Genomic DNA, 24,404 nt, shown 5'->3' with positions numbered 1-24,404 from the left:
GCCTGCTGCAGTTGCTGCAGTTGTTGCGGGGTTGGGTCGGCGTCTGTTGCGTGCGGGCGTGCCGCTTAGCGCTCGGGCAGTGCTGCGGCAAGAACCTCCGCGAGATGCTTGCCCTCGGTGTTCGCGAGTTGTGATGCCTGGGTGCGGCACGAGAAGCCGTCGGCGATCAGAGTGCTGTCGGGTGTCGCTTCACGCAGGGCAGGCAGGATGCCGTTCTCGGCGACCGCGACCGACACGTCGTAGTGCCCTTTCTCCATGCCGAAGTTTCCGGCGAGCCCGCAGCATCCGCTGATCTCGGTGACGGTTGCTCCCGTGGCAGCGAGCAGGGCGCGATCAGCGTCGAACCCCATGACCGCGTGCTGGTGGCAGTGGGGCTGAACGACAAAGGTGTGGTCGCTGAGGATGGGCGGTTGCCAGTTGGCTGGCCCAAGCGGTGCCGGTGCGGTGAGCAGCTCGGAGAGTGTGAAGGTCGAACGGGCGACTGCTGCCGCCGCGGGGTCGTTGGGCAGAAGCTCGGTCAGGTCTGAGCGCAACACGGCCGTGCACGAGGGCTCGATGCCGATAATCGGGATGCCGCGGTCGACATAGCCGGAGAACTCGCTCACCAGGTCGGTGAGCTTCTGGCGCGCGCCCGCCAACTGCCCGGTGGTGATCCAGGTGAGGCCGCAACACACATCGCGTTCCGGAAGCAGGATCTCGTAGCCGGCCGCATCCAGCACGCGGATCGTGGCGCGGGCGATGTCAGGCGAGAAGTTGTCGGTGAAGGAGTCGGCCCAGAGGAGGACCTGGGGGCGCGGGGTTGAGTCGCAGTCGGCAAGGCTGGCGGCGGCTGCGGTGGCGGGGGTTGCCCGTCCAGCGCTGGTTGCCGCGGCCGGGGGCGCCGCGCGCAGGGCACGAGCCTCGGAGCTCGAGCGGAAGGGGTGACGGGCGAAGGCGGGGAACGTGCGCCGAGCATCCATTCCACCGACCCAGAGGGCGATGTGGCGCACGAGCGGCACACGCAGCGCGGCGTTCGCTAGCGGGGCGATCGGCGAGATCAGACGCGCCCAGCGTGGCAGTTGGCCGAGGAGGTAGTGGCTGCGCGGGCGGAGTTTGCCCTCGTAGCGGCGGTGCAACACTTCGGCTTTGAGCGTGGCCATGTCGACGCCGGCGGGGCAGTCGCTCGCGCAGGCTTTGCAGGAGAGGCAGAGGTCGAGGGCGTCGTGCACTTCTGGCGAGTTCACGCCGCCCGACACGAGAGAGCCATTGGCCATTTCTTGCAGCACGCGGGCGCGGCCGCGAGTGGAATCCTTCTCGTCGCCGGTTGCCAAGAACGACGGGCACATGACACCGTGGCTGGCCGAGTTATCGGCACGACACTTGCCGACGCCAACGCAGCGATGGCTGGCCGTTGTGAGGTCGCCGTCGTCGTCGCTAAACGCGAAACCATCGACCTTGATGAGCGGCAGGGCCGCCGGGCGGCGCAACGCGGCATCGACCGGCGCCGGGTCGACGACAATGCCCGGGTTCATCAGATTGTTCGGGTCGAAGAGTCTCTTGAACTGCCCGAACAGCTCGATTGCGGCCGGCGAATACATGCGCGGCAGCAGCTCGCTGCGTGCGCGACCGTCGCCGTGTTCGCCCGACAGCGAGCCGCCATGGGACGCGACAAGGGTGGCGGCGTCATCCACGAAGGCTCGCAAAACTGCGCCATCCATCGCGAGAGGAATATCGAGCCGAACATGAACGCAACCGTCGCCGAAATGGCCGTACGGCATCCCCTGGATGTTGTAGTCGGCCAGCAGCGCATCGAAGTCGCGCAGGTAGGCGCCGAGGCGCTCCGGCGGCACGGCGGCGTCTTCGAAGCCGGGCCAGGCTTGCTTTCCGGATGCCGTGCGTCCGGCGAGCCCGGCCCCATCTTCGCGAATCCGCCACAGTTGCTTCGCGGCCGCCGCATCGGTGATGACGCGGGACTCGATCGCCGCAGCATCGGCGGCGAGGAGGTTCGCGCGCTGGAAGGTCTCGGCGGGGTCGTCTCCCGTGAGCTCAACGAGCAACCAGCCTGCGCCGGCGGGCAGGGCGGCGACGGCGCGGGCTCCCCGGGTGCGGCTCACAGCATCCACGATTCGGGCGTCGAGGCCTTCAATGGCGCTGGGATGGTGGGGGAGAAGCGCGGGCACGGCGTCGGCGGCGGTCGCCATATCGGGATAGCCGAGGGCGACGAGCAGCGGATGCTGGGGCGCAGCCACGAGGTCAACAGTTGCCTCGAGCAGCGTCACGAGACTGCCTTCGGTGCCCACGAGACTGCGAGCCAGGTTGTTACCGTGCTCGGGCAGGAGGTGTTCGAGGCTGTAGCCCGACACCTGACGGCCGAAGCGCCCCAGCTCGGTGCGGATCGTCGCGAGGTTACTGCTGACGAGGGCAGGGAGACCATCAACGATGGTCGGGTCATTAGCCGCGGTCAAGCGTCGCCCGAGGCCATCGACCACCTCAAGGCTCTTCACGTTGTCGGCCGTTTTGCCGAACTGCAGGGAATGAGCTCCGCAGGCGTTGTTGCCGATCATGCCTCCGACGGTGCAGCGCGACCACGTCGAGGGATCGGGGCCGAAGCGCAGACCATGAGGTTGCGCGGCGGATTGGAGAGTGGCCAACACGGTGCCCGGCTGCACGCGGGCGGTTCGGGCATCCGCATCGATCTCAAGAACGTGGTTCAGATGGCGGGAGAAATCGACCACGATGCCGGTGCCGATGGCGTTGCCGGCGACTGATGTGCCACCTCCGCGCGAGGTAAGGGGAGTGCCGGTTTCGCGAGAGACCGAGAGCGCTGCGAGCACGTCGTCGGTGTCACGCGGAAACACGACCACCTGCGGCACGACGCGATAGTTTGAAGCATCGCTCGAGTATTCGGCGCGGCGGCGCGTAGAGTCATCGACCTCGCCGCGCACCGCAGAACTCAGCGCGTGAACGAGGTCACGGTGCTCCGGCGATGGCGTGGTCGGCATGCACCCATTCTGCCCCTAGAGTCATCTCATGCTCTCGATCTTTGCCGTCGTCGTCGCCGGGCTCGGCTTTGGGCTATCGCTGATAATTGCGATCGGCGCCCAAAACGCGTTCGTGCTGCGGCAAGGGCTGCGGCGGGAACACGTCACCGCAGTGGTGCTCGTGTGCATGCTCTCCGACGTTGTGTTGATAACCGCCGGTGTTGCTGGCCTCGGGGCGCTAATCGAGCAAGCGGGTTGGCTCTTGATCGTCGCCCGCGTCGGCGGCGCACTCTTTTTACTCGTCTACGCGTTCCTGTCGCTTCGTCGGGCAGCCCGTCCGCAAGCACTCACCGCAACAGCATCCGGAACGGGGATGACGCTCGCCGCCGCCCTCTCCACAGCGCTCGCGCTCACCTGGCTCAACCCGCACGTGTACATCGATACCGTGCTGCTGCTCGGCTCCATCGGCGGAACCTATGGCGACGACCGCTGGTGGTTCGCGCTCGGGGCATGCCTCGGCAGCGTGATCTGGTTCACGGCGATCGGCTACGGCAGTCGCTATCTGCGACCCCTCTTCGCTAAGCCGATGGCGTGGCGGGTGCTCGACATCCTCATTGCGGCGGTCATGGTCGTGCTGGCGGGCAGCTTGATCGCCGGGTTGTTCGCGTAGCGGCGCCCCGCGGTCTGTGCTCTGCACCCTGTGCGCCCGAAAACGGTTTCGTGACAATTCGTTAGATTCGCTAGGCGGATGCTCGGCTGAGTGTTAGAAATCGACTATGCGTATGTGCGGAGTCGCTCTAGTCGGTGTCGCGGTTGTGCTCGGACTTTCCGGGTGCGTGTCGGCTGAGCCCCAAGTATCGGAGTCGTCGGAGTCGTCGGGTGATGCAGGCGAATCGAGGATGCCGTTGTTGAGCGCGGATCCCGGAATGCAGCGATCAGGTTTCAGCGAAGCAATTCTCTTTGAGCAGGTAGATGTGGGTGCCCACGAATACTCCCTCCCGCCGCTCAGCGACTCCGTTGATCAGCTCTTTCTTGCCATCGGCTGCGACCGGACATCGGAGTTCGAACTCTTCCTCGTCTCCGACGGAGAAGTTGTGGACGGAGTGCAGGCAAACGACTGTGCGAGCGAGCGCGGAACTGCGGCAATGACGAGCATTACGGAGCCGTTCGACGCTGACCCGTCCACTCTGAAGCTCAGGGTTACCGTCGACGACGGTGTGTGGTTCAGCGTCTCGGTGTTTGAAGCGGGCGGTACGACCGGCTAGATCACTAGTCCTCCCCACCGGGGTTCGTGGCGGAGTCTTCTCCCACATCGTGCCGCGCCACGTTCTCGGTTGTGCCCAGGCGCGACTCTTGAGCCATGGCAGCAAAAGACGAACTAGGCGCGCACGGCGAGACCCTCGCGGCCGACCACCTCATCAGTTCAGGGCTCGAGATCCTTGATCGCAATTGGCGGTGCTCACAGGGCGAACTCGACATTGTGGCGCGAGAGCGCGACGAGCTCGTGTTCGTCGAGGTCAAGACTCGTTCGAGCGTGCTGTTTGGGCATCCATTTGAGTCGATCACTGCCACGAAACTTGCACGTTTGCGACGGCTCGCTGCGGCTTGGTGTGACGATCACCCCGGATCTGGTTCTTCCGTGCGCATTGATGCCGTTGCGGTGATTGTGCCCTCGCGTGGAACTGTCGAGATCGAGCACTTGAAACGCATCTCGTGATCGGCAGAACCTATGCCGTCTCCCTACTCGGCCTCGAAGGTGCGATCGTCGAGATCGAAGCAGACCTCTCCAACAACCTTCCCGGCTTCGTGCTCATCGGCTTGCCCGATACTGCGCTGGGCGAAGCAAAAGACCGCGTGCGGGCCGCAGCAACGAACTCCGGATGTGGGCTGCCGAACCGCAAAATTACCGTCAACCTGTCGCCTGCCGCGCTACCCAAACACGGCTCCGGTTTCGACCTAGGGATAGCCGTCGCGGCGCTCGCCGCCTCCGGAACTATCTCTGCAGAATCGATCGACCGGGTGCTCCATATTGGAGAACTCGGGCTCGATGGGCGCTTGCGTCCGGTGAACGGTGTGCTGCCCGCAGTGCTCGCCGCATCGCGGGCCGGATTCATGACAGTGATGGTGCCGAGCGGAAACGCTGACGAAGCATCGCTCGTGCCCGACATGCGCGTGATCGCGGTGCCCTCACTGCGGGATGCCGCCATCTGGCATGGCGGAGAATTCGAGCCTGAACCCGTTGAAGTGATCACGCGCCCGGCCCCCGAGGTGGCCCCCGATACCGGTGGCGACCTTGCCGACATGATCGGCAGTAGCGATGCGATCGACGCAATGCTCGTCGCCGCAGCGGGTGGCCACCACGTGTTCTTGCTTGGCCCTCCCGGTGCGGGCAAAACAATGCTCGCGGCTCGACTTCCTGGGCTACTGCCCGACCTCGATCCCCAAGCAGCTCTCGAAGTCTCCTCCATTCGTTCGTTGGCCGGGTTGCCGGTGGGCAGCAGTCTCACCACCCGGCCACCCCTCGAAGCGCCCCATCACACGGCGACGGCCGCGGCGCTCGTGGGAGGCGGTAGCTCCCAGATTCGTCCGGGTGCTGCCGCCCGAGCCTCCGACGGAGTGCTCTTTCTCGACGAAGCACCCGAGTTTGCGCCGGCAGCGCTGGACGCGCTTCGGCAACCGCTCGAATCGGGAGTCATCAGCATCCATCGGGCGAACGCGATTGCTCACTTTCCTGGCCGCTTTCAGCTCGTGATGGCGGCCAATCCTTGCCCCTGCGGGCAGTGGGGTGCGCGCGACAGCGAATGCACCTGCCCACCCAATAGTCGGCGGCGCTACCTTGCACGCCTGTCGGGTCCGTTGCTTGACCGCATCGACATTCAATTTCGCGTCGAGCGCATCACGAGCGCTCAGCTGCGGTTAGCGGGCGAGCGACCGTCTCTCTCGACGGCGGATGCCCGCGCCCGCGCCACAGCGGCCCGTCAGCGTGCGGCCGCTCGCCTCGAGACCACGCCGTGGCGGCTCAACTCTCACGTGCCGGGCTCGTATCTACGCGGGCGCGAGCTGCGGCTAGCGCCCAAGGTCACGGCGGGGCTTGACCGCGCTCTTGAACGTGGAGGCATCACGATGCGCGGGTATGACCGCGTGTTGCGGGTCGCCTGGTCGCTTGCCGATCTCGCCGACGATTCCCGACCCGACGACACCCACGTCGGGCAAGCGCTCTACCTTAGAAAGGCAATGTCACAGTGAGCATGTTTGGACTCAAAGAATCAGAAGTCGCCACCCTTGTGAAGGCAGTCAGCGTTGGCGGTGGTGATGATCTCGACCGCGACGCGATCGAAGAACGCTTCGCGCGTGCAACATGGAGTGGCCTTGCGGAACCCGGCGATCGTCTTGCTGGTTGCGCCATTCAGCAACTCGGTGCCGTGCGAGCACTCGCCGGCGTTGTCGAACGGTGGGAACCAGAACGCTTCGCTGCCGCTCTGTCAACGGGCGGTGACGCGGTGGCTGAGGGCGACATGGCTCAAGCAATCGAGCGCTGGATGCCGCGGCTCAAGTCCAACACCGCGCTCATCGCTCTGCGGCAGGCCGCCCGTTTTGGCGCACGCCTGCTCACGCCCGACGACCCCCTGTGGCCGTCGCGCCTCAACGATCTCGACTGGCACGCACCCTCGGCGCTCTGGGTTCGCGGAACCGACGAAGCTCTTGCCGGAATCGATCGCGGCATCGCCCTCGTCGGTGCGCGCGCGGCGACCGGCTATGGCGAACACATCACGATGGAAGCTTCCGCCGGTCTCGTCGATCGTGGCTACACGATCGTGTCCGGTGCCGCCTACGGAATCGACGGCATGGCCCACCGCGCTGCTCTCGCCAGCCAAGGACTCACTGTCGCCTTCCTCGCTGGGGGAGTGGACCGTTTCTATCCGAGCGGCCACGACGCGCTCCTCGGTCGCATCGTCGAAAATGGCGTCGTGATCTCGGAGTTGCCGTGCGGCTCACCACCCACCAAGTGGAGATTCCTGCAGCGCAACAGGCTCATAGCTGCAGCGAGCATGGCGACGGTCGTTCTTGAGGCGGGCTGGCGTTCGGGGTCGCTCAACACGGCAGGTCACGCCGCTGCCCTCGGACGCCCGCTCGGTGCAGTGCCCGGGCCGGTCACGAGTGCTGCCTCAGCAGGTTGCCACCGCCTCATCCGTGACTACGACGCCGTGTGCGTCACCAACCCCGACCAAATGGCCGAGCTCGCACCCCTCGAGCAAACGCTCCTATCGGTCGACGAGGCGACAGACTCCGCGGGCACTACACAAACGCCGAGTGAGCATTCGGATGCTGGCAGCCAAGCCAACACCGAGACCACTCGTCTTCTCGACGCCCTCAGCGCTCGCAGCGCCCGCACCACCGATGACATTGCCGCGCGCAGCGGCCTCGCGATCTCCACGGTCCGCGCCCAGCTCGGGTTGCTCGAACTCGACGGTCGCGTCGCCGAAACGGAGCGCGGGTGGAAGCGCGCAGCGAAGAACCGCGGCTAGCGGTGCTGAGTTACGCAGTAACCGCGCAGCCCAGCACCGAGCCAACTGTCTTACTGTGCCGGCGCTACAGCTCCCGTGGATTCCGCGGGCGCACGCCCCTCAAGGATGTCGACGAGCGTTGAATTCCATTCGCTTCGATTCTCGATGAATGCAACGTGTCCGCTGTTCTCGAAGAAGGTCAAAGTCGAGTTGGGGAGCAAACGGTGAGTTTCTTCGCTCCAGCGCGGATCCCAAATCGCATCGTGCCGACCCGAGAAAATGTGTACCGGAAGTTGCACGGAAGGCAGCACAGCGCTCAAGTCGTTATCGAGCAAAGCCTGGAAGCTCGATACGCCAACGAATGCCGGAACCTTCCAACCTGTCTGAACGAACCAATCCCGTGTCGCCGTGAGATCAGTGCGGTGGAAGTTGTTTCCGTAAAGTCCAGCGATGGTCTCAATGGGAGCGATCGTGATGGCATCCACAAGTCCCTGAACCTCGCCCTCCGGAGTGCCGTAGGGGGCATCCTCGGTGCCAGAGAATCGCGGGCCACTTCCGGTGACAACCACGCGTGCAAGCTTCTCGGGATGCTCATGAGCAAATTTGAGCGCAATATGGCCGCCCATCGACCATCCGACGAGGGTTACGCGCTCGAGGCCTAGTTCAGAAACGAGGACATGGAGATCGCGAACGAAGAGATCGTAGTTATAGTCGCCCCACGGCTTATCTGAGCTGCCGTGTCCGCGGAGATCCACAGTGATGCAACGGTATGACGGGGCGAGGTCTAAGACCTGCAGGTCCCACGCATCTCCACTACCTCCCCAGCCGTGAACGAAAACGATTGCTTCACCGGTTCCACGGTCTTCGTAATGCATGGTGATTCCGGGCTCAACCTCGATGTCGGGCATGATTAGTTCCTTTCTTGGTGCAGCTGATTGGTGATGAAAGCGGTGATCAGATCGGCGATGAGCTGTGGCTGCTCCAGCTGGAGCAAATGCCCCGCCTCCGAGATTTCGTGATACTCGGCGTGAGGCAGCTGACGGGCCAGGTGTCGTCCGTTGGCAACCGGCACAACGCGGTCGGCAGCGCCGTGAATAATCACCGTAGGAGAAACGAAGTCACACGGAGATCCGGTCGCCATGAACTGTTGCGCAGCATCGAACTGCCTCTGCCACACCGACGCACTGGTTGGATACATGGCTCGCTCGCTCAGTATTTTCTCGAACTCGTCAGGATGCTGGTGTGGCCAGTCTTCGCTGAACGACAGCGGCATGGTGCGCCTGGCGTACTCGGCGGGCGTGAGTCCGCGGGCGCTAGCCCACGCATCCACCGTCGATTGAGGAACCGGATCAGCGCTAGGGCCTCCGCAGCTAGTGCTGACGAGAACCAGCCCGCGGACGAGATCCGGGCGAGACCGTGCAAGAGTCTGGGCGATATAGCCCCCCATGGAATGGCCGACAATGATGAGCGGTCCGCCCAGAGACTCCACTGCCAGAGCAGCATCCGCCGCGAGGTCCGCGATCGATGACGACGCATCAGTGTCCCCGGAGAGGCCAGTGCCGCGATTGTCGAGACTCCAGAGCCCGAAGTCCTGGCCCAAAGCGGCCCGCAATCGCTGAGCTTCCCAGCTCGCGTACCCGAGCCCGTGGATCATGAGAATTCTCGGTGTCCCGGCGCCTTCGAGGTGAAGTTTCACATCACCGGCGGTCTGTAGCGAACGCGTGAGTAGGCTCACAATCACACGCTCACTTCGGGAAACTCGATTATCTGCCGCACAGCATCGCCGTTTGCCAGAGTCTCGAATCCCTCATTAATATCTTTCAACTCGATTCGAGCGGTGATGAGGTTCTCAATAGGCAGTAGGCCCTGACGCCACAAATTTTCGTAGAAGGGGATGTCGCGTGACGGAACCGCTGAACCGAGGTAGCTGCCGACGATCTCGCGAGCTTCCGCTACGAGTTGCAGTGGAGAGATGCGCACTTCCGCTTCGGGCCCGGGCAGGCCGACGCTCACCGTGCGCCCACCGGGTGCGGTGAGCGCGACAGCGGTTTCGAACGCTCGCGCGACGCCCGCGCACTCAATGACGACGTCTGCGGTGAAACCAGCATCGACAGCTTGCTCGGGGGTAAACGTTGCGGAAGCACCGAGTTCCAGGCCCAAGCCGAGTTTGCCCACATTCGCATCGATGCCAACGACCGTCACCCCGGGAACGGATGCGGCAACCAGCAGCGCAGCCATGCCGACGCCGCCAAGCCCGACGACAGCGACGGTCTGTCCGGCAGTCGGCCGACCAGCATTGAGCACAGCGCCGCCTCCCGTAAGCACGGCGCAGCCCAAGACGGCCGCAATATCCGGAGGCACATCCGCTCCGACGGCGACGAGAGATCGAGCATCCAGTACGGCATGAGTGGCGAATGCTGAGACGCCCAGGTGATGAGCGATGGACTCGTCACCCGAATGCAGTCGTCTGCTTCCGTCAAGAAGGGTTCCTTCGCCGTTCGCGTGTGACCCAGGCGTGCAGGGAAGTCGGCCGCCGGTCTGACAAGCCGCACACGTGCCGCAGCGGGGGAGGAACGCCGCAACAACACGTTGCCCGATAGAGAGGCCAGCGACATCGGAACCGATTTCTTCGATGATCCCTGCGGCTTCGTGCCCCAGCAGCATAGGCAACGGCCGAAGGCGGGAGCCATTGACGACGGAAAGGTCAGAGTGACAGATCCCTGCCGCCTCTATCCGGACCAGAACTTCGTGGGGGCCAGGCGGATCCAATTCGAGCTGCTCGATCGTGAGAGGGCTCGACGTTGAGTAGGGGCGAAGAGCATCGGATGTTCTCAACACTGCACCGAGGATTCTCATTTACCGGGTTCTCCCTTGAACATGTAGCAATTGTGCTGCTCTCCGCCGGTGACCTTCTATGTGCTCAGTACACAAGTTGGTGAAAGAATATGTCCATGGCTCCACAAATAGGCTCGGAAGCTCCCATACTGCGCGAAGTGGCAGAAGACATTTCTGCGCTTCATGACCCTGACTTGATCCTCACGGGACTCGTTCGACGAGTGCGTTCTGCGGTTGGTTGTGAACTCGCGTATCTCAGCTTGAACGAGAGCGCGACCCGCACTACTGAGATTCAGTTCTCCGACGGCATCCTGACGCCTGAATACGCTGCGATCCGCATGCCCATCGGCACGGGAGTGCTCGGGATGGCGGCGGCCGGCTTCATGACCGAGTCTGCCGATTACTTGCGCGATGTTTCGAGGCTGCACATCGAGTCGGTGGATGAGGCAGTGACATCCGAAGGCGTGCGGGCAATCTTGAGTACGCCGCTGCGTGCCGGCGGTGATGTGGTCGGTGCGCTCACCGTCGCGAATCGCACCGCTGGAGCTTTCACGCAACGTCAGAAAGAGACCCTTGTCGAGGCCGCACTGATCGGCTCGATCGCGGTCGACGTGTACAACCTTCGGAGGCGGCTGGAAACACAGACCGAAACATCGAAGCGCGAGATTGAAAGCCTCCTTTCGAGCTCGGAAGTCGAGACCATTCAACTTCGGGCATCCGATCAGTTCTCGGCGGCGCTCGCTGCTGGCCAGGGCACGGTTGAGCTGCTCGAGATCGCGTCAACGGTGGTGAGGGGGCGCGTCACAATCGGCGACAGCGACGAAGGTTCCAGCCTGGCTGATAGTGCTACTTCAATCCCTCTTGATGCGGGAGGCGCAATCCAGGTGTCCGATGCTGACCCGCGTCTTATTCAGGCGCTCGCACCGACCATGGCAACGTTTATCTCGATCTCGCTGCTGTACGAACGAGCGATAGAGAATGCGCGGCATTTCAGGGAATCCGAAGTGGTCGAGCGTGTGATCGAACCAGCTCGTGACGGTTCCGGGCCGTCTGTGCGTTTAGGGCTCCCGGGAACAGGGAGCGTGGAGGTCACGGTCATCGCGATCGAAGACCCGAATGCGCGTCGCGCGGCGCTGGCATCGCTGCGCAAAGGGATGGGGAGGGACGCGATCGCGGCCGAGCGGCGGGGATCGATCATCGTCATCGTTCGCAGTCTTCCCTCGAGGGCGGAACGCCTGTCCGAATGCGTCGGTTCGTTCACCTATTTCGGGGGAATTGCAGCTGCGGTATCCGAAGCTGATATTCCTACCGCGTACGCCGAGGCTGCGCGCCTAGCCAGGTCAATGCGCGCTTTGCATCGGCCACGAGAACTGGCGGCAAAAGCATCTCTTGGTGTGGTCGCGTTTGCAGTAGGAGGCTCAGGAGAATCTGCGGAACTCTACGTCGCTGATCAGCTGGGGCCGCTAATGGGCGGCACGTCCCGGGATGAGCGCTTGTTGGAAACTGCCTTGCGCTATCTCGACACTCAGGGTTCCGTATCCGGCGTTGCTTCGAGTCTTTCTATTCACGAAAACACCGTGCGCCAAAGGATGGAGAGACTCGATCAGTTGCTCCCCGGGTGGCGCGAAGGACCTCGGAGTCTGGACGTGCACATCGCGTTGCGCACGCATGCAGTGTTGGATGCCGGCTAAGAGGCTGTCTGTGAAAGAGAGCCGGGGTGCCGGCCGTCACGATCACACCCGCCGGCCAGCTAAAGGTGCTGTCCGGCGAAAAATTAGCGCGGTTTGCGCCGTATGGGCGCAAGGGGTGAAAGCTGTGAATGTCGCGCACGTCGCGCAAGACTCCTGTGCAAACGTGAGAATTCTGCCACATCACTGCGTTTGAGGCAGTAATCATTAGATTTCTTTACGTTTCATGTCGGGCTTTTTAGATTGTCACTAATCCTTATCTCTGCGAGGGTAGACAGGCTTAGCCCACGGATGTGTAAAGGAAAGGCGACAAAATGAACGATCAGTTCTTCCAAATTATCGCGATGGTCATTTATTTGGCCGCAATGCTTGGGATCGGTTGGTGGGCGTACAAGCGCACCAGCAACCTTGACGACTACATGCTCGCTGGCCGCAAGCTCAGCCCCGGAGTCGCGGCGCTGAGTGCTGGAGCATCCGACATGTCAGGTTGGCTCCTTCTCGGACTCCCCGGCGCCTTCTACCTTGGTGGCCTCTTCCAAGGCTGGATCGCCATCGGCCTCACCATCGGTGCCTGGCTCAACTGGAAATTTGTCGCACCGCGACTGCGTGCGTACACCGAGGTTTCCAAAAACTCGATCACACTGCCGAGCTTCTTCGAGAACCGTCTCCGCGACAAGTCACGCGTTCTGCGCGTCACTGCTGGAATCATCATCCTCGTCTTCTTCACCTTCTACGTATCCTCCGGAATGGTCGCCGGTGGCGTCTTCTTCCAGAGCGCATTCGGCTCTGAATACTGGATCGGAATGCTCGTTGTCGGTGGAGTAACCGTCCTCTACACCCTCTTCGGCGGATTCATCGGCGCAACCTACACCGACGTCGTCCAGGGCATCATGATCTTCCTCGCCCTCATCGCAGTGCCCATTGTTGGCATCACGCAGACCGGTGGAGTCGCCAACACGATCGAATCGATCCGTGCCGCGAACACCGAAATCGATATGTTCAGCCTCTTCACCGGCGGAACAGTACTCGCCGCGATCTCCGCAGCAGCGTGGGGCCTTGGTTACTTCGGCCAGCCGCACATCCTCGTACGCTTCATGGCGCTTCGCTCTCCTGGAGACGCCGTAGCCGGTCGCCGCATTGGAATCAGCTGGATGATCATCTCCGTTATCGGAGCCATGGCATCCGCCCTCATCGGTGTTGCGTACTTCCAGCAGCACCCTGAGCTCACGCTTGATAATCCTGAGCGCGTGTTCCTCGAACTTGCGCAGATCTTCTTCCACCCGCTGATCGCGGGCCTTGTCCTCGCAGCAGTACTCGCCGCCGTCATGAGCACGATCTCGTCGCAGCTCATCGTGTCGTCATCGGCACTGGTTGAGGACCTCTTCAAGATCGTCGCCAAGAAGGAAGCAACGCCTAAGGCTCAGGTCATCCTGGGTCGTATGGGCGTACTGATCGTCTCGGTCGTCGCGATCATTCTCGCGTGGGACCCCGACTCGTCGATCCTGAGCCTCGTCGCTTACGCGTGGGCTGGCTTCGGTGCCGCGTTCGGACCGATCGTTATCCTGTCGCTCTTCTGGCGCAAGCTGACCAGCGTCGGAGCGATTGCTGGAATGATCGCTGGCGCAGTCACCGTCGTTATCTGGGGCAACGTTCCCGTACTGACGGGCGCGATGTACGAGATCGTTCCTGGCTTCGCGCTCAACATCATCGTTGCCGTAGTAGTGAGCCTGCTCACCTTCAAGAACAGCGACAAGATCACTGAAGAGTTCGATACCACTCTCGAAAGCGTGCGTACCGGAACAGTTCAGCTGCCGATAATCCCTAAGAACAACTAGTTATCCACGTGCGCGCGTCTAGTTGAGCGCGACCGCGAAGAAATGCCCGCCCCACAGTTGTGGAGCGGGCATTTCTAGTTGAGCGACGCGGCTACTTCTCCGTCCTCGGCGCGGGGTGTTGGAAGCGCACGCTGCCCTCATTGAGCCCCACGCGGCGACAAATCGAGTACTTTTTGCACGGGTGCGGGTGCGGGTGCGGGTGCGGGTGCGAGATCGGTGCGGGATCACTGAAGGCTGCAGTAGCGAGATGCTCTGCACGATGGGCCAAGCGCTGGTGGCGTACCGCGCCTTCGTGATCTCCTCCATCGACTCGGTGATCTTGCCTGTTGCGGGAATGCGCCCCACCACAATCTAGAAATTCACGGTGGATGACAGCCGTGCGGCTTAGGCTTGCCGTGTGATTCAACTCGGCCAGTACCCAGCACCCAGCCACGTCATCGCGCATGTCAGTGATACTCATCTGCTCGCGGGCGGTCGACCGCTCTATGGTGCGGTCAACACGATTGATCACCTCGAGCAGGCGCTGGCCCAGCTTGAGCGTTCGACGGCGCACCCTCAAGCCATTGTGTTTACGGGAGACCTCGCCGACTTGGGCGAGCCCGATGCTTACGTGCGCTTGCGCGCCATCGTCGAACCCGCGGCCAAACGAATGAACGCCGAGATCATCTGGGTCATGGGCAACCACGACGAGCGCGCCCAGTACTCGTCACTCCTTTTTGACGAAGAGTCGGATGCCCCGCAAGACCGGGTTTACATGATCGACGGGTTGCGCATCATCTCGTTCGACACCACCGTGCCCGGCTACCACCACGGCGACATTAGCGACGAACAGCTGGAATGGCTGCGCGCGGAGCTCGCCACCCCGGCCCCGCACGGCACTCTTCTTGCGGTGCATCATCCCCCCATCCCAACCCCGATGTTGGAGGCGATGGGGATGCTCGAATTGCAGCGCCAAGAACGGCTTGCAGAGGTCCTCGAGGGCAGCGACGTTCGCGCGATTCTGGCAGGCCACTTGCACTATTCGACGCATTCGACGTTCGCTGGCATCCCCGTTTCAGTCGCGTCCGCAACCTGTTACACCCTCGACCTCAGCGCCCACGAACGGCTGCTTTCCGGCGTCGACTATGGGCAGTCCGTTAATGTTGTTCATATCTACGACAAGCAGACCGTGCACTCGATCATCCCGGTGGGTGACACCGCCGAGATTACCGGCCACTCGTCTGAAGCCTGGGCTCAGATCGAATCGATGACGCCCGAGCAGCGACTCGAAACTTTCTCGGCCAAGAACTCCACGTTCAATGCGGCTGAAGTGGCGGCATCCGACTAGCTCGGGCGTGATGCGCGCTTCTCGCCCGCGTCGCGCGTGCACGAAGCATCCAGTGCACCGTGAAATCATTGAGCTATGACTTTGGGCTCGACACACACCGCACCGGCATCTCGAATCGAACAAGAGCGGCGGGAGATTTCGCCCGAGTTCATTACGGACACGATCCGGGTGCTCACGAGCCACGAGTCCATCCGTAGCTTTGAAGCGACCCCGATTGCGGCGGAAGCCCTTGATGCCATTTTGGTGTCGGCCCGCAGTGCTCCTACGTCGTCCAACTTGCAGGCATTCAGCATCATCGTCGTCGAGGATGCGGAGCGTCGTGCCCGGCTAGCTCTCCTGGTCGGCGACCAGAGTTACGTTGCCGAGGCGCCCGTCATGCTCATATTCTGCGCTGACGTATCGCGCTTCCATTACCTCGCCGAGCGTCAGGGGCACAGCTTTGACGCCGACAACCTCGAGATGTTCTTGACGGCATCCATCGATGCCACTCTCGCGTTAGAGAACGCACTGGTGGCGGCCGAGTCGCTCGGCCTGGGGGCTGTGCCGATTGGTTCTGTGCGCAACAACCCCACGGCCATTGCCGAAGAACTGGGCCTGCCGCAGGGAGTCTTTGCTGTTGCCGGTCTCACGCTCGGCTATCCGCGCGCGGGTGTGCGTCGGGGGAGCAAGCCCCGGTTGTCGAGTGACGCTGTCGTGCACCGTGAGCAGTATTCGGGTGCCGAAGTCGAGAAGCACGTCAGCGACTATGACGACGTCATGATTGCCAATGGCCTCTATGCCGGGCGTCAAGTCGCGAGTGGGGGCGTGCAGATTCCGGATGCGGAATACGGCTGGGCTGAGCACACTGCCCGCCGCACGAGCAAGCCCGAGGGTGTCACCGGGCCTTCAGTTGCCATGCGCGATCATCTTAAAGACGAGGTCGAAGCGCGCGGTTTTAGAATCCGCTAGCGCCCGAGGGTGCTGTTGTCGCCAGCGCGGCTTGCTCGCGCCACAAACACCATGATCACTGGTTGGGCCACTTTCATGAGGCCCCAGACCAGTGTGTAGCGCACGCTCGGCACCGACACGGCGCGACCGCGTGCTGCTGCACGCAGGGCGGAACGAACTACGAATCCAGCATCAAGCCACATCCATCGCGGCGCCATGTCGGCGCGCTCAATGCCAAGGCGAGCGTGGAATTCGGTGCGCACGAATCCGGGCGCGACTGCGCTGAATGTCACCCCACGGTGGCGGTAGTGGGCATTTGCCCAGCGGCTGAAGCTCAGCGGCCACGATTTGGCGGCGCTATAGAGACCGAGCGGTGCTCCGCCGGCAATGCTCGCGACGGTGAGCACGGTGCCGCTACCGCGACTCAGCATTCCACTGAGCACGGCATGGCTGAGGCGCAGCGGGACGGTCGCGAGAATCTCCAGCATGCGCGCCTCATCATCGATGGAGTTCGTTTCGAACTCTTGCGGCAGGCCATAGCCGGCGTTGTTCACCAGGTAGCTGATGGGAGCATCCGACGATTGCAGTCGCTGTTCCACGAGGGCACGTTCGTCGACGTTAGTGAGGTCGGCTCTGAGCACTTCGGTCCTGACGCCGTAGCGCGAGTGCAACTCGGTCGCGACAGAGTCGAGCCTGGATCGATCGCGAGCAACTAAGACAATGTTGTACCCGGCTGCAGCTAGTTGGTGGGCAAACTCTGCCCCGAGGCCGGAGGTCGCTCCGGTGACGAGCGCAGTGCCAGCGTGGGGTTGTGGGGCCTGAGTGGTCATCCCGAAACGCTATCGTGCCGAGGCATATTGTTCGTAGCATGCAGCACGATAGAGGAGTGAGCCTGCCGCGCCGTGTTGATGAGTTCGTCGAGTACCTCTCGGCAGACCGCGGCTTCAGCGTGCACACGGTTCGGTCGTATCGCTCTGATCTCACCAACCTCGTCACATTCGCTGCCGAACGTCTGGCGGTAGAGCCCGCTGACCTCGATCTCGAGCTCTTGCGAGAGTGGTTGTGGCAGTCATCCCAAGAGGGGCTCGCGAAAGCCACATTGGCGCGTCGGGCTGCTGCTTCGCGAGCCTTCAGCGCGTGGTTGGCTCAGAATAGTCTCATCGAAGTGGATGTCGCGGCTCGCCTCAAGGCTCCCAAGGCCGAGCGGCACTTGCCCCGGGTTCTCAATCGCGACCAGATGTCCGAGATGTTGCAGAGCGTTGAGGCGCGGGCATCCACGGCGGATCCCGTCGCGTTGCGGGACTGGGCCATTGTCGAGCTCCTCTACGCGTCTGCGTTGCGGGTGAGCGAGCTTGTCGGGCTCAGTGCGAATGACGTGGATGATTCCCGACTAACGGTGCGCGTCATGGGTAAGGGCTCGAAGGAGCGGGTGGTGCCTTTCGGCATCCCAGCTCAGCACGCGATCGCTGACTATCTCAAGCGCGGGCGACCTCAGCTCACCGCTGAAAACGGGGGAGCTGCACCGCTATTCGTGGGTGCCCGCGGCAAGCGGGTCAGTGCGCGCACGGTGTATGAAGTGATCGCGCATTTGTTGGCGGACGTTCCTGGTTCGGGTGGGTCCGGTCCGCACACGCTGAGACATACGGCCGCAACCCACTTGTTGGATGGCGGCGCTGATTTGCGCGCTGTTCAAGAACTTTTGGGGCATGCGAGCCTCGGCACTACCCAGCTCTACACGCACGTGTCGACTGAGCGGTTGCGCGAAAGCTATCGCACGGCGCATCCGCGCGCTTAGCCAACACGCGCGCTTAACCATCACCAGCGGGCAGCGATCATCCGCGCGGTGTGCGCTGCTCGTTAGGGAAGAAGCGGCCCGTTGCTGATGTGAGTCTCTGGCTTCCACGAGGTGCGACGGGGGCCGGGCAGGTCGATCTTGGGTGGTGCAACGGCTGGCTTGGGGGCGGGAACGTCGGCGGGCTCGGGCAACTGTGCGCGATAGATGGCGACGACCTGGTCGAGGTAGCGCTCAATGACGTCTTTCTCGTCGTCATCGAAATTGTCGAGAACACTATCGATGCCCATGATCATCGGCATGAGGGTTGCCATCGCGGTTTCCACGGAGCGCGGGTTGGGGACCACAACGATGCTGCGGCGATCGGTCGGATGCTGGGCGCGCGTGACATGACCGACTCCGATAAGACGGTCGATGACGGCGGTGACGGCGGGGGTTGAGATGTTGAGGCGCCGAGATAGTTCGGTGGGTGGCAGGGGGCCGCTCATGATCAGGTGTTCCATCGCTTCAAGGTCGGTGGCGTTCACCGAGAGTGTGCGGCCCACGTGTTGTTCGAACTCTTCACTCGTATCGAGGATGTCGCGCAACAGCTGGGTGGGGCGCCGCGCTTGAGGTCGCTCCATGGGGGGCTCGGTGGGTTGCATGGTCTTTACTTTACCGGTAGGTTTCTAACTTGTCTAATATCTAGTTAATCGAAGTACTTTTCTTCAGAAGGAGAGCGATGTCTCGCCTCAGGACGTTCATCACCGCCCGCCGCACTTCGTGGATCGTATTGGTTGCCGCTTTTCTTGCGGCCGGAGCGATCTTCGCCGCGGGTTCGGGCAACGAGGAGGGCGCGCTTCCCGGCATCGGCCTTCCGGATTCTGCCGAATCTGCCCAGGCTGCGGCAGCGGCAGGGGATCTGCCCGGCGCGGATTCCACCGTGGCGCTGCTCGTCTACACCCGTGACGGTGCCGACCTCACCGACGACGACATCGCGGCGATCACGTCAGCGACAGCGTCGCTCAGCGACCTCTCTGCTGAAGGATTCGTTCCGCCAGCCTCGTTCTCCGACGACGGCACCACAGCGCTCGTCACCGTTCCGCTCGACACACTCTCCGAGGCCGGCGAACAAGCCGAGCGGGCAGACGAGATTCGCACCGAAGCCAACGCTGACCTTCCGAGCGGGCTTTCCGCTCTCCTGAGTGGTCCAGAAGGATTCGCAGTCGACATCGCCGCCGTCTTTGAAGGCGCAGACTTCACCCTTCTCATCACCACCGTGATTGTTGTCGCGGTGCTCCTGCTCGTGACGTACCGCAGCCCCTGGTTGTGGCTGGTGCCGCTCATCGTTGTTGGTACCGCTGACGGTCTTGCCGGAATCGTCGCGGCCCGGGTGGCCACGCTCGCCGGCATCCAGCTGGATGCCTCGGTCACTGGAATTCTCTCGGTACTGGTCTTCGGTGCCGGCACCAACTACGCGCTGCTCTTGATCGCTCGATACCGCGATGAATTGCGCTTGGAAGAAGACCGTCGCGAGGCGATGTCGCGGGCACTGCGCGGAGCTGGCCCCGCCATCATCGCCAGTGGCAGCACAGTGGTGCTCGCCCTCCTCACTCTCGTATTCGCGGAGCTGCAGGGCAACCGTGCGCTCGGCATCGCGTGTGCGACGGGTGTCGTTATTGCCATGATCTTCGCGCTCGTTGTCTTGCCGGCCGCTCTCGTCTTGTTCGGTCGTGGTCTCTTCTGGCCGTACATCCCCAAGTTCGGCACGGAAGGCAGCGCCGAGCGCGGTGTCTGGCACAAGCTGGGCGTTCTCGTCTCCAAGAAGCCTGTTGCCGTCGCCATCTTGGGAGCAGTCGTACTGGGCGCCCTTTCCTTGGGTGTGCCGCAGATCAAGATTGGGCTGTCGCAGACCGAGAGCTTTACGCAGGTTCCCGAAGCGGTTCAAGGTCAGGAACTCATTGCTGATGCCTTCCCCGCTGGTAGTGGTTCGCCGGCATCCGTCATCGTGAATTCTGACTACACCGAGGAAGCGGCCCAGGCTGCAGAGGGTGTTGACGGCGTCGACGCTGTACGGATCGGTGAAAGCACCGACACCATCACGCAGATCAGCGTGGTGTTGGATGACGCGGCCGAAACTGAGGGCTCGTTCGCCGCTATTGAGGCTCTCCGCGCTGAACTCTCCACGATCGATGGTGCTGATGCGCTCGTCGGCGGGTTGGATGCGCAGGCTCTCGACGTGCAGCGTGCCCAGCAGCATGACCAAGATCTGGTGATCCCGCTTATCTTGGGTCTGGTCTTCATCGTGCTGGTACTGCTCTTGCGTTCGCTCGTGGCGCCCATCCTGTTGCTGCTCACGGTGCTTGCCTCCTTCTTTGCAAGCCTCGGTGCGAGCTGGTTGCTGTTCCAGTCGGTCTTCGGATTCCCGGCGATCGATACCAATGTGGTGCTGTTTAGCTTCCTCTTCCTCGTGGCCCTAGGTGTGGATTACAACATCTTCTTGGTCACACGGGCTCGAGAAGAAGCGGTTGAGTACGGCACACGCCAGGGAATGATTCGCGCGCTCTCCTCGACCGGTGGCGTCATCACGAGCGCGGGTATTTTGCTCGCCGCGGTGTTCGCTGTGTTGGGTGTTCTGCCGCTCATCACGCTCACGCAGATTGGAATCATCGTCTGCATTGGTGTGCTGCTCGACACTCTCCTTGTTCGCACGGTGATCGTGCCGTCGCTTGCATTCATGCTTGGTGAGAAGTTCTGGTGGCCGGGCCGCGTGATCTCGGTCGGTGCAGAAGTGCGCACCCCGAAGCGTGCCGCAGCAGAGCACGTTCGCGAACACGCTCCGTCTCACACCGAAGATCACGCTCCGAAGCACGCCGAGGGTGGCCACTCGCCGAAACACAGCATCGACGCTTAGTCAACGCACAACTCGGATGCTCGCCCTAGTCGAGCCTGCAGGCGCTATGCGCTCGGGCTCGACTAGGGCTTTCGTGTCGGCAGCAGTATCGCGCGAGGGATTGCGCCGAGGTAATTCAGCGGCGACACGTATTCGCCATCGAGGCGCACGCCAAAGTGGATGCACGTGACCGAGCAGTGTCCGGGCTGCAGCTCGCCAATCACGTCTCCTTGCTGCACGGGATCGCCGCGCGAGAGCGTGGTGGTCACAGGCTCGTAGCTCGTGATGAGCCCGCCAGAGTGCCGCAATGACAGCACCGGGCGATCTACAACGACTCCGGCGAAGTGCACGACGCCCGCGGAGGGAGCTCGCACTTCAGTCGTGGTGCCAGCGCCAATGTCGATTCCACGATGTCCCGCCGAATACGCCGTGTCAGGGGCGATATAGGGGCGGATGATCGGATGCGGTGCCTCCACGGGCCAGTCCCAGTCGGTGGGCGTGGTGGCGTTCGCACTCGCGCCGGCAGCGGCCACCACGAGAAACGCAAGAATCACTGCTGAAGGGGTTCGAAACATCCATTCAGCGTGCTGTTTCGGCACTCCCGATGGAGGTCGAAACGCACATCCGGGGAAACCTCTCCGCGGTGATGCTGTTGTGGGGGAGCGATGGTATGATTTTGGCAGCACCGCGTGTATTCGCGGTGACTACGCGTGCCCCGCTGCAGTACAACTACCGCAGCACACGGCCGCTATCTCCACTCAGTCCCCTCTCGTGCACCATTGCGCTGGGGGCGGAGGTATGCCCGGGCACTAGGATTCGCGCCAACCGGTCGCGAATATTAACTGAGAAGGCCATTGCCGCCACGCGCGCCAGTGAGCCAGAAAAGGAGAACGGCCATGGCCGTCGTAACCATCCGCCAGCTGCTCGACAGCGGCGTACACTTCGGACACCAGACTCGTCGTTGGAACCCGAAAATGAAGCGCTTTATTCTGACCGAGCGCTCGGGCAGCCACATCATTGACCTTCAGCAGTCGCTGGGTCACATCGACGCTGTTTATGACTACGTCAAGGAGACGGTCGCCCACGGCGGAACCATCCTCTTCGTCGGTACCAAGAAGCAGGCACAGGGAACCATCGCTGAGCAGGCACTGCGCGTAGGCCAGCCTTACGTCAACCAGCGCTGGCTCGGTGGACTCCTCACCAACTTCCAGACGGTTTCCAAGCGTCTTGCACGCATGAAGGAACTTGAAGAGGTCGACTTCGACGACACCACTCGTGGTTTCACCAAGAAGGAACTGCTCATTCAGAAGCGCGAGCTTGTGAAACTGCAGAAGAGCCTCGGTGGTATCCGTAACCTCACGAAGACCCCTTCGGCGATCTGGATCGTTGACACCAAGAAGGAGCACCTCGCTATTGACGAGGCTCACAAGCTTGGTATCCCCGTTATCGCCATCCTCGACACCAACTGCGACCCCGACGACGTTGCGTACCCGATCCCGGGTAACGACGACGCCATCCGCTCGGTTGGTCTGCTCACGCGCATCGTTGCTGACGCTGCTGCTGAGGGCCTCATCCAGCGTCACCAGAAGCCAGAAGAGGGCAAAGAAGTAGAGCCCATGGCTGCTTGGGAAGCTGAGCTTCTTGGTCAGGCTGACGCGGATGCCGCTGCAGCAAAGACCGAAGAGCCCAAGGCCGAAGAAGCCAAGGCTGAGGAAGCTAAGGCTGAAGAGCCCAAGGCTGAAGAAGCTAAGGCCGAAGAGCCCGCCAAGGCAGAGGAAAAGGCTGAAAAGGCCGCCGCTAAGCCCGCAGCAAAGAAGACCCCCGCGAAGGCTGCAGACGCAGCTGACGACAAGAAGTAAGGATTCGAACAATGGCAGACTTCAGCCTCGAAGACCTCAAGACCCTGCGCGAGCGCCTCGGCACCGGCATGGTTGAAACCAAGAACGCTCTCGTTGAGGCAGGCGGTGACCTCGAAAAGGCCACCGAACTCCTGCGTCTGCGCGGTGCCAAGAGCAACGCAAAGCGTTCTGACCGTTCCACCAGCGAAGGCCTCATCGCCGCGAAAGCCGCTGGCGGATCAACCACCATCATCGAGCTCGCCTGCGAGACCGACTTCGTTGCCAAGGGTGACAAGTTCGTTGCTCTCGGCGAGGCCGTTGCTACTGCAGTTGCTGAGTCCGGCGCGTCGACCGTAGAAGAGGGCCTCGCGGCCCCCGCTGGGTCGTCGACTGTCGAACAGCTCATCAACGATGAGGCTGCGATTCTCGGTGAGAAGTTCGAACTGCGTCGCCTGACCAAGGTCGAGGGTGACTCGTTCGAGGTCTACATGCACCGCACCAACAAGGACTTGCCTCCGCAGGTCGGCGTTGTTGTCGCATACACGGGTGACGATGCAGAGACCGCTCGCGGAATCGCGCAGCACATCTCGTTCGCTGCTCCGACCTACCTTTCGCGTGAAGACGTTCCGGCAGATGATGTCGAGAACGAGCGTCGTATCGTTGAAGAAATCAGCCGCGGAGAGGGCAAGCCTGACGCTGCTCTCCCCAAGATCGTTGAAGGTCGTCTCGGTGCGTTCTTCAAGCAGGTTGCCCTGCTTGACCAGGACTACGCTCGCGACAACAAGGTTTCGGTCGCCAAGGTTGCCGCTGACGCGGGCATCACCATCACTGGTTTTGCACGCTTCAAGGTAGGCGCCTAACACGCATATCGATGAAGGCCCGAGGCTCTATTGCCTCGGGCCTTTGTTGTGTGCCGCCGAGGATCAGGCGGCCCATCACGGTGTTTGCGGCGAATGTGCTGTGCGCCCGTGCTGAACTCTCCGCAACGCAATACCCTGTAATAGAGAACCGCTAGGGAAAGAAGACGATGACAATTCAACGCAAACGCCGAGTGCTGCTAAAACTGTCGGGAGAAGCATTCGGTGGCGGACAGTTGGGTGTTAACCCCGACGTTGTCTCGGCCCTGGCCAAAGAGATTGCTGCGGCTGCCGCTGACGTAGAGATCGCCATCGTCGTCGGTGGTGGCAACTTCTTCCGTGGTGCGGAGCTCAGCCAGCGAGGAATGGACCGCGGTCGCGCTGACTACATGGGCATGTTGGGCACCGTTATGAACGCCCTCGCCCTCCAAGACTTCCTCGAGCAAGCGGGTACCGCTACCCGCGTTCAGTCGGCCATCGCGATGACTCAGGTCGCCGAACCGTACATTCCGTTGCGCGCCGAACGCCACCTTGAGAAGGGCCGCGTCGTCATTTTCGGTGCCGGTGCAGGCTTGCCGTACTTCTCCACCGATACTGTCGCCGCTCAACGCGCTCTCGAGATTGGTGCTGAAGAAGTGCTCGTTGCTAAGAACGGTGTCGACGGCGTCTACGATTCTGACCCCCGTAGCAACCCGGATGCCCGCAAGCTTGAATCAATCAGCTTCCAGGACGCTCTCGTGCAGGGCCTCAAGGTTGTCGACTCGACCGCCTTCAGCCTGTGCATGGACAATGCGATGCCTATGCTCGTATTCGGCATGGAGCCTGCCGGCAACCTCACGCGCGCCATTGTGGGAGAGCAAATCGGCACTCGCGTGCACGGATAGCGCTCAGCGCCCCCAACACCACCCAAGCTAAACGATTTCCGAGTGCCGCACCGCAGTTGTTCACGCCTCTGCACGCTAAACTTG

At 62.3% G+C, this 24,404-nt stretch carries 21 protein-coding genes; 14 read left to right on the top strand and 7 right to left on the bottom strand.

What is annotated here, in order from left to right:
* Positions 1 to 65: 65 nt before the first annotated feature.
* Positions 66 to 2,981, bottom strand: coding sequence for an FAD-binding and (Fe-S)-binding domain-containing protein (locus ACWFSR_RS09680; protein ID WP_447522277.1), 2,916 nt, complete (start codon positions 2,979 to 2,981; stop codon positions 66 to 68).
* 28 nt (positions 2,982 to 3,009) lie between these two features.
* Between ACWFSR_RS09680 and ACWFSR_RS09675 the strand changes: the two genes are divergently transcribed.
* The 5 genes from ACWFSR_RS09675 to dprA all read left to right on the top strand — a co-directional run bounded on the left by ACWFSR_RS09675 (position 3,010) and on the right by dprA (position 7,486).
* Positions 3,010 to 3,630, top strand: a complete 621-nt coding sequence (locus ACWFSR_RS09675) for a LysE/ArgO family amino acid transporter (RefSeq protein ID WP_197106051.1) — start codon at positions 3,010 to 3,012, stop codon at positions 3,628 to 3,630.
* Positions 3,631 to 3,736: 106 nt separating this feature from the next.
* A complete protein-coding gene (locus ACWFSR_RS09670) occupies positions 3,737 to 4,225 on the top strand; it encodes a hypothetical protein (protein WP_197106050.1) in 489 nt (162 codons plus the stop codon).
* Between the two features lie 95 nt (positions 4,226 to 4,320).
* Entirely contained in the window at positions 4,321 to 4,677 is a 357-nt protein-coding gene (locus tag ACWFSR_RS09665; protein WP_197109693.1) for a YraN family protein, read from the top strand.
* The gene (locus ACWFSR_RS09660) at positions 4,674 to 6,206 is read left to right on the top strand and encodes a YifB family Mg chelatase-like AAA ATPase (protein ID WP_447522276.1); all 1,533 of its coding nucleotides are present in this window, start codon (positions 4,674 to 4,676) and stop codon (positions 6,204 to 6,206) included. The genes ACWFSR_RS09665 and ACWFSR_RS09660 overlap by 4 nt, the downstream gene beginning before the upstream one ends.
* Positions 6,203 to 7,486, top strand: a complete 1,284-nt coding sequence (gene dprA, locus ACWFSR_RS09655) for a DNA-processing protein DprA (protein WP_447522275.1) — start codon at positions 6,203 to 6,205, stop codon at positions 7,484 to 7,486. Before ACWFSR_RS09660 ends, dprA begins: the two co-directional genes overlap by 4 nt.
* 50 nt (positions 7,487 to 7,536) lie before the next feature.
* On the opposite strand, the gene ACWFSR_RS09650 is transcribed toward dprA, so the two are convergent.
* The 3 genes from ACWFSR_RS09650 to ACWFSR_RS09640 form a co-directional block, all read right to left on the bottom strand.
* Positions 7,537 to 8,373, bottom strand: coding sequence for an alpha/beta fold hydrolase (locus tag ACWFSR_RS09650; protein WP_447522274.1), 837 nt, complete (start codon positions 8,371 to 8,373; stop codon positions 7,537 to 7,539).
* A gap of 2 nt (positions 8,374 to 8,375) precedes the next feature.
* On the bottom strand, positions 8,376 to 9,119 hold the full coding sequence (locus ACWFSR_RS09645; RefSeq protein WP_447522273.1) for an alpha/beta fold hydrolase: 744 nt from the start codon (positions 9,117 to 9,119) through the stop codon (positions 8,376 to 8,378).
* Positions 9,120 to 9,202: 83 nt separating this feature from the next.
* Positions 9,203 to 10,321: an alcohol dehydrogenase catalytic domain-containing protein gene (locus ACWFSR_RS09640; RefSeq protein ID WP_447522272.1), complete on the bottom strand. Its 1,119-nt coding sequence runs from the start codon at positions 10,319 to 10,321 to the stop codon at positions 9,203 to 9,205.
* A 95-nt stretch (positions 10,322 to 10,416) separates the two neighbouring features.
* Between ACWFSR_RS09640 and ACWFSR_RS09635 the strand changes: the two genes are divergently transcribed.
* The 4 genes from ACWFSR_RS09635 to ACWFSR_RS09620 all read left to right on the top strand — a co-directional run bounded on the left by ACWFSR_RS09635 (position 10,417) and on the right by ACWFSR_RS09620 (position 16,098).
* On the top strand, positions 10,417 to 11,991 hold the full coding sequence (locus ACWFSR_RS09635; RefSeq protein ID WP_447522271.1) for a helix-turn-helix domain-containing protein: 1,575 nt from the start codon (positions 10,417 to 10,419) through the stop codon (positions 11,989 to 11,991).
* A gap of 311 nt (positions 11,992 to 12,302) precedes the next feature.
* Positions 12,303 to 13,823, top strand: coding sequence for a sodium/proline symporter PutP (gene putP / locus ACWFSR_RS09630; RefSeq protein ID WP_197106041.1), 1,521 nt, complete (start codon positions 12,303 to 12,305; stop codon positions 13,821 to 13,823).
* A gap of 397 nt (positions 13,824 to 14,220) precedes the next feature.
* On the top strand, positions 14,221 to 15,150 hold the full coding sequence (locus ACWFSR_RS09625) for a phosphodiesterase (protein WP_197109707.1): 930 nt from the start codon (positions 14,221 to 14,223) through the stop codon (positions 15,148 to 15,150).
* Between the two features lie 75 nt (positions 15,151 to 15,225).
* Positions 15,226 to 16,098, top strand: coding sequence for an NADPH-dependent oxidoreductase (locus ACWFSR_RS09620; protein ID WP_447522270.1), 873 nt, complete (start codon positions 15,226 to 15,228; stop codon positions 16,096 to 16,098).
* On the opposite strand, the gene ACWFSR_RS09615 is transcribed toward ACWFSR_RS09620, so the two are convergent.
* On the bottom strand, positions 16,095 to 16,907 hold the full coding sequence (locus ACWFSR_RS09615; RefSeq protein ID WP_447522269.1) for an SDR family NAD(P)-dependent oxidoreductase: 813 nt from the start codon (positions 16,905 to 16,907) through the stop codon (positions 16,095 to 16,097). The two genes, ACWFSR_RS09620 and ACWFSR_RS09615, sit on opposite strands and share 4 nt — an antisense overlap.
* Positions 16,908 to 16,945: 38 nt before the next feature.
* Between ACWFSR_RS09615 and ACWFSR_RS09610 the strand changes: the two genes are divergently transcribed.
* Positions 16,946 to 17,872 (top strand): tyrosine recombinase XerC, encoded by a 927-nt coding sequence (locus tag ACWFSR_RS09610; RefSeq protein ID WP_447522268.1) that lies wholly within the window; start codon positions 16,946 to 16,948, stop codon positions 17,870 to 17,872.
* 62 nt (positions 17,873 to 17,934) lie between these two features.
* Here ACWFSR_RS09610 and ACWFSR_RS09605 read toward each other — a convergent pair whose 3' ends face one another.
* Positions 17,935 to 18,513, bottom strand: coding sequence for a MarR family winged helix-turn-helix transcriptional regulator (locus ACWFSR_RS09605; protein WP_197106036.1), 579 nt, complete (start codon positions 18,511 to 18,513; stop codon positions 17,935 to 17,937).
* Between the two features lie 77 nt (positions 18,514 to 18,590).
* Here ACWFSR_RS09605 and ACWFSR_RS09600 point away from each other — a divergent pair, with 77 nt between their 5' ends.
* On the top strand, positions 18,591 to 20,762 hold the full coding sequence (locus ACWFSR_RS09600) for an MMPL family transporter (protein ID WP_447522267.1): 2,172 nt from the start codon (positions 18,591 to 18,593) through the stop codon (positions 20,760 to 20,762).
* A gap of 62 nt (positions 20,763 to 20,824) precedes the next feature.
* On the opposite strand, the gene ACWFSR_RS09595 is transcribed toward ACWFSR_RS09600, so the two are convergent.
* On the bottom strand, positions 20,825 to 21,316 hold the full coding sequence (locus ACWFSR_RS09595) for a M23 family metallopeptidase (protein WP_447522266.1): 492 nt from the start codon (positions 21,314 to 21,316) through the stop codon (positions 20,825 to 20,827).
* Between the two features lie 321 nt (positions 21,317 to 21,637).
* Between ACWFSR_RS09595 and rpsB the strand changes: the two genes are divergently transcribed.
* From rpsB to pyrH, 3 genes are all read left to right on the top strand, one after another.
* The gene (gene rpsB / locus ACWFSR_RS09590) at positions 21,638 to 22,600 is read left to right on the top strand and encodes a 30S ribosomal protein S2 (RefSeq protein ID WP_197106034.1); all 963 of its coding nucleotides are present in this window, start codon (positions 21,638 to 21,640) and stop codon (positions 22,598 to 22,600) included.
* Between the two features lie 11 nt (positions 22,601 to 22,611).
* A complete protein-coding gene (tsf, locus tag ACWFSR_RS09585) occupies positions 22,612 to 23,439 on the top strand; it encodes a translation elongation factor Ts (RefSeq protein WP_197106033.1) in 828 nt (275 codons plus the stop codon).
* A gap of 167 nt (positions 23,440 to 23,606) precedes the next feature.
* A complete protein-coding gene (gene pyrH, locus ACWFSR_RS09580) occupies positions 23,607 to 24,320 on the top strand; it encodes a UMP kinase (protein ID WP_197106032.1) in 714 nt (237 codons plus the stop codon).
* Positions 24,321 to 24,404: the final 84 nt, after the last annotated feature.

This window comes from Salinibacterium sp. NYA9b (assembly GCF_976973725.1).
This window is presented reverse-complemented; position numbering and strand designations above follow the sequence as displayed.

Bases quoted from the DNA above. Each gene is read 5' to 3' on its own strand.
- ACWFSR_RS09675 (WP_197106051.1), top strand. From the start codon at position 3,010: ATGCTCTCGATCTTTGCCGTCGTCGTCGCCGGGCTCGGCTTTGGGCTA.
- ACWFSR_RS09670 (WP_197106050.1), top strand. From the start codon at position 3,737: ATGCGTATGTGCGGAGTCGCTCTAGTCGGTGTCGCGGTTGTGCTCGGA.
- pyrH (WP_197106032.1), top strand. From the start codon at position 23,607: ATGACAATTCAACGCAAACGCCGAGTGCTGCTAAAACTGTCGGGAGAA.
- ACWFSR_RS09615 (WP_447522269.1), bottom strand. From the start codon at position 16,907: ATGACCACTCAGGCCCCACAACCCCACGCTGGCACTGCGCTCGTCACC.
- tsf (WP_197106033.1), top strand. From the start codon at position 22,612: ATGGCAGACTTCAGCCTCGAAGACCTCAAGACCCTGCGCGAGCGCCTC.
- ACWFSR_RS09665 (WP_197109693.1), top strand. From the start codon at position 4,321: ATGGCAGCAAAAGACGAACTAGGCGCGCACGGCGAGACCCTCGCGGCC.
- ACWFSR_RS09620 (WP_447522270.1), top strand. From the start codon at position 15,226: ATGACTTTGGGCTCGACACACACCGCACCGGCATCTCGAATCGAACAA.
- putP (WP_197106041.1), top strand. From the start codon at position 12,303: ATGAACGATCAGTTCTTCCAAATTATCGCGATGGTCATTTATTTGGCC.
- ACWFSR_RS09635 (WP_447522271.1), top strand. From the start codon at position 10,417: ATGGCTCCACAAATAGGCTCGGAAGCTCCCATACTGCGCGAAGTGGCA.
- ACWFSR_RS09605 (WP_197106036.1), bottom strand. From the start codon at position 18,513: ATGCAACCCACCGAGCCCCCCATGGAGCGACCTCAAGCGCGGCGCCCC.
- ACWFSR_RS09595 (WP_447522266.1), bottom strand. From the start codon at position 21,316: ATGTTTCGAACCCCTTCAGCAGTGATTCTTGCGTTTCTCGTGGTGGCC.
- ACWFSR_RS09610 (WP_447522268.1), top strand. From the start codon at position 16,946: ATGCAGCACGATAGAGGAGTGAGCCTGCCGCGCCGTGTTGATGAGTTC.
- ACWFSR_RS09645 (WP_447522273.1), bottom strand. From the start codon at position 9,119: ATGATCCACGGGCTCGGGTACGCGAGCTGGGAAGCTCAGCGATTGCGG.
- ACWFSR_RS09680 (WP_447522277.1), bottom strand. From the start codon at position 2,981: ATGCCGACCACGCCATCGCCGGAGCACCGTGACCTCGTTCACGCGCTG.
- ACWFSR_RS09650 (WP_447522274.1), bottom strand. From the start codon at position 8,373: ATGCCCGACATCGAGGTTGAGCCCGGAATCACCATGCATTACGAAGAC.
- ACWFSR_RS09640 (WP_447522272.1), bottom strand. From the start codon at position 10,321: ATGAGAATCCTCGGTGCAGTGTTGAGAACATCCGATGCTCTTCGCCCC.
- rpsB (WP_197106034.1), top strand. From the start codon at position 21,638: ATGGCCGTCGTAACCATCCGCCAGCTGCTCGACAGCGGCGTACACTTC.
- ACWFSR_RS09600 (WP_447522267.1), top strand. From the start codon at position 18,591: ATGTCTCGCCTCAGGACGTTCATCACCGCCCGCCGCACTTCGTGGATC.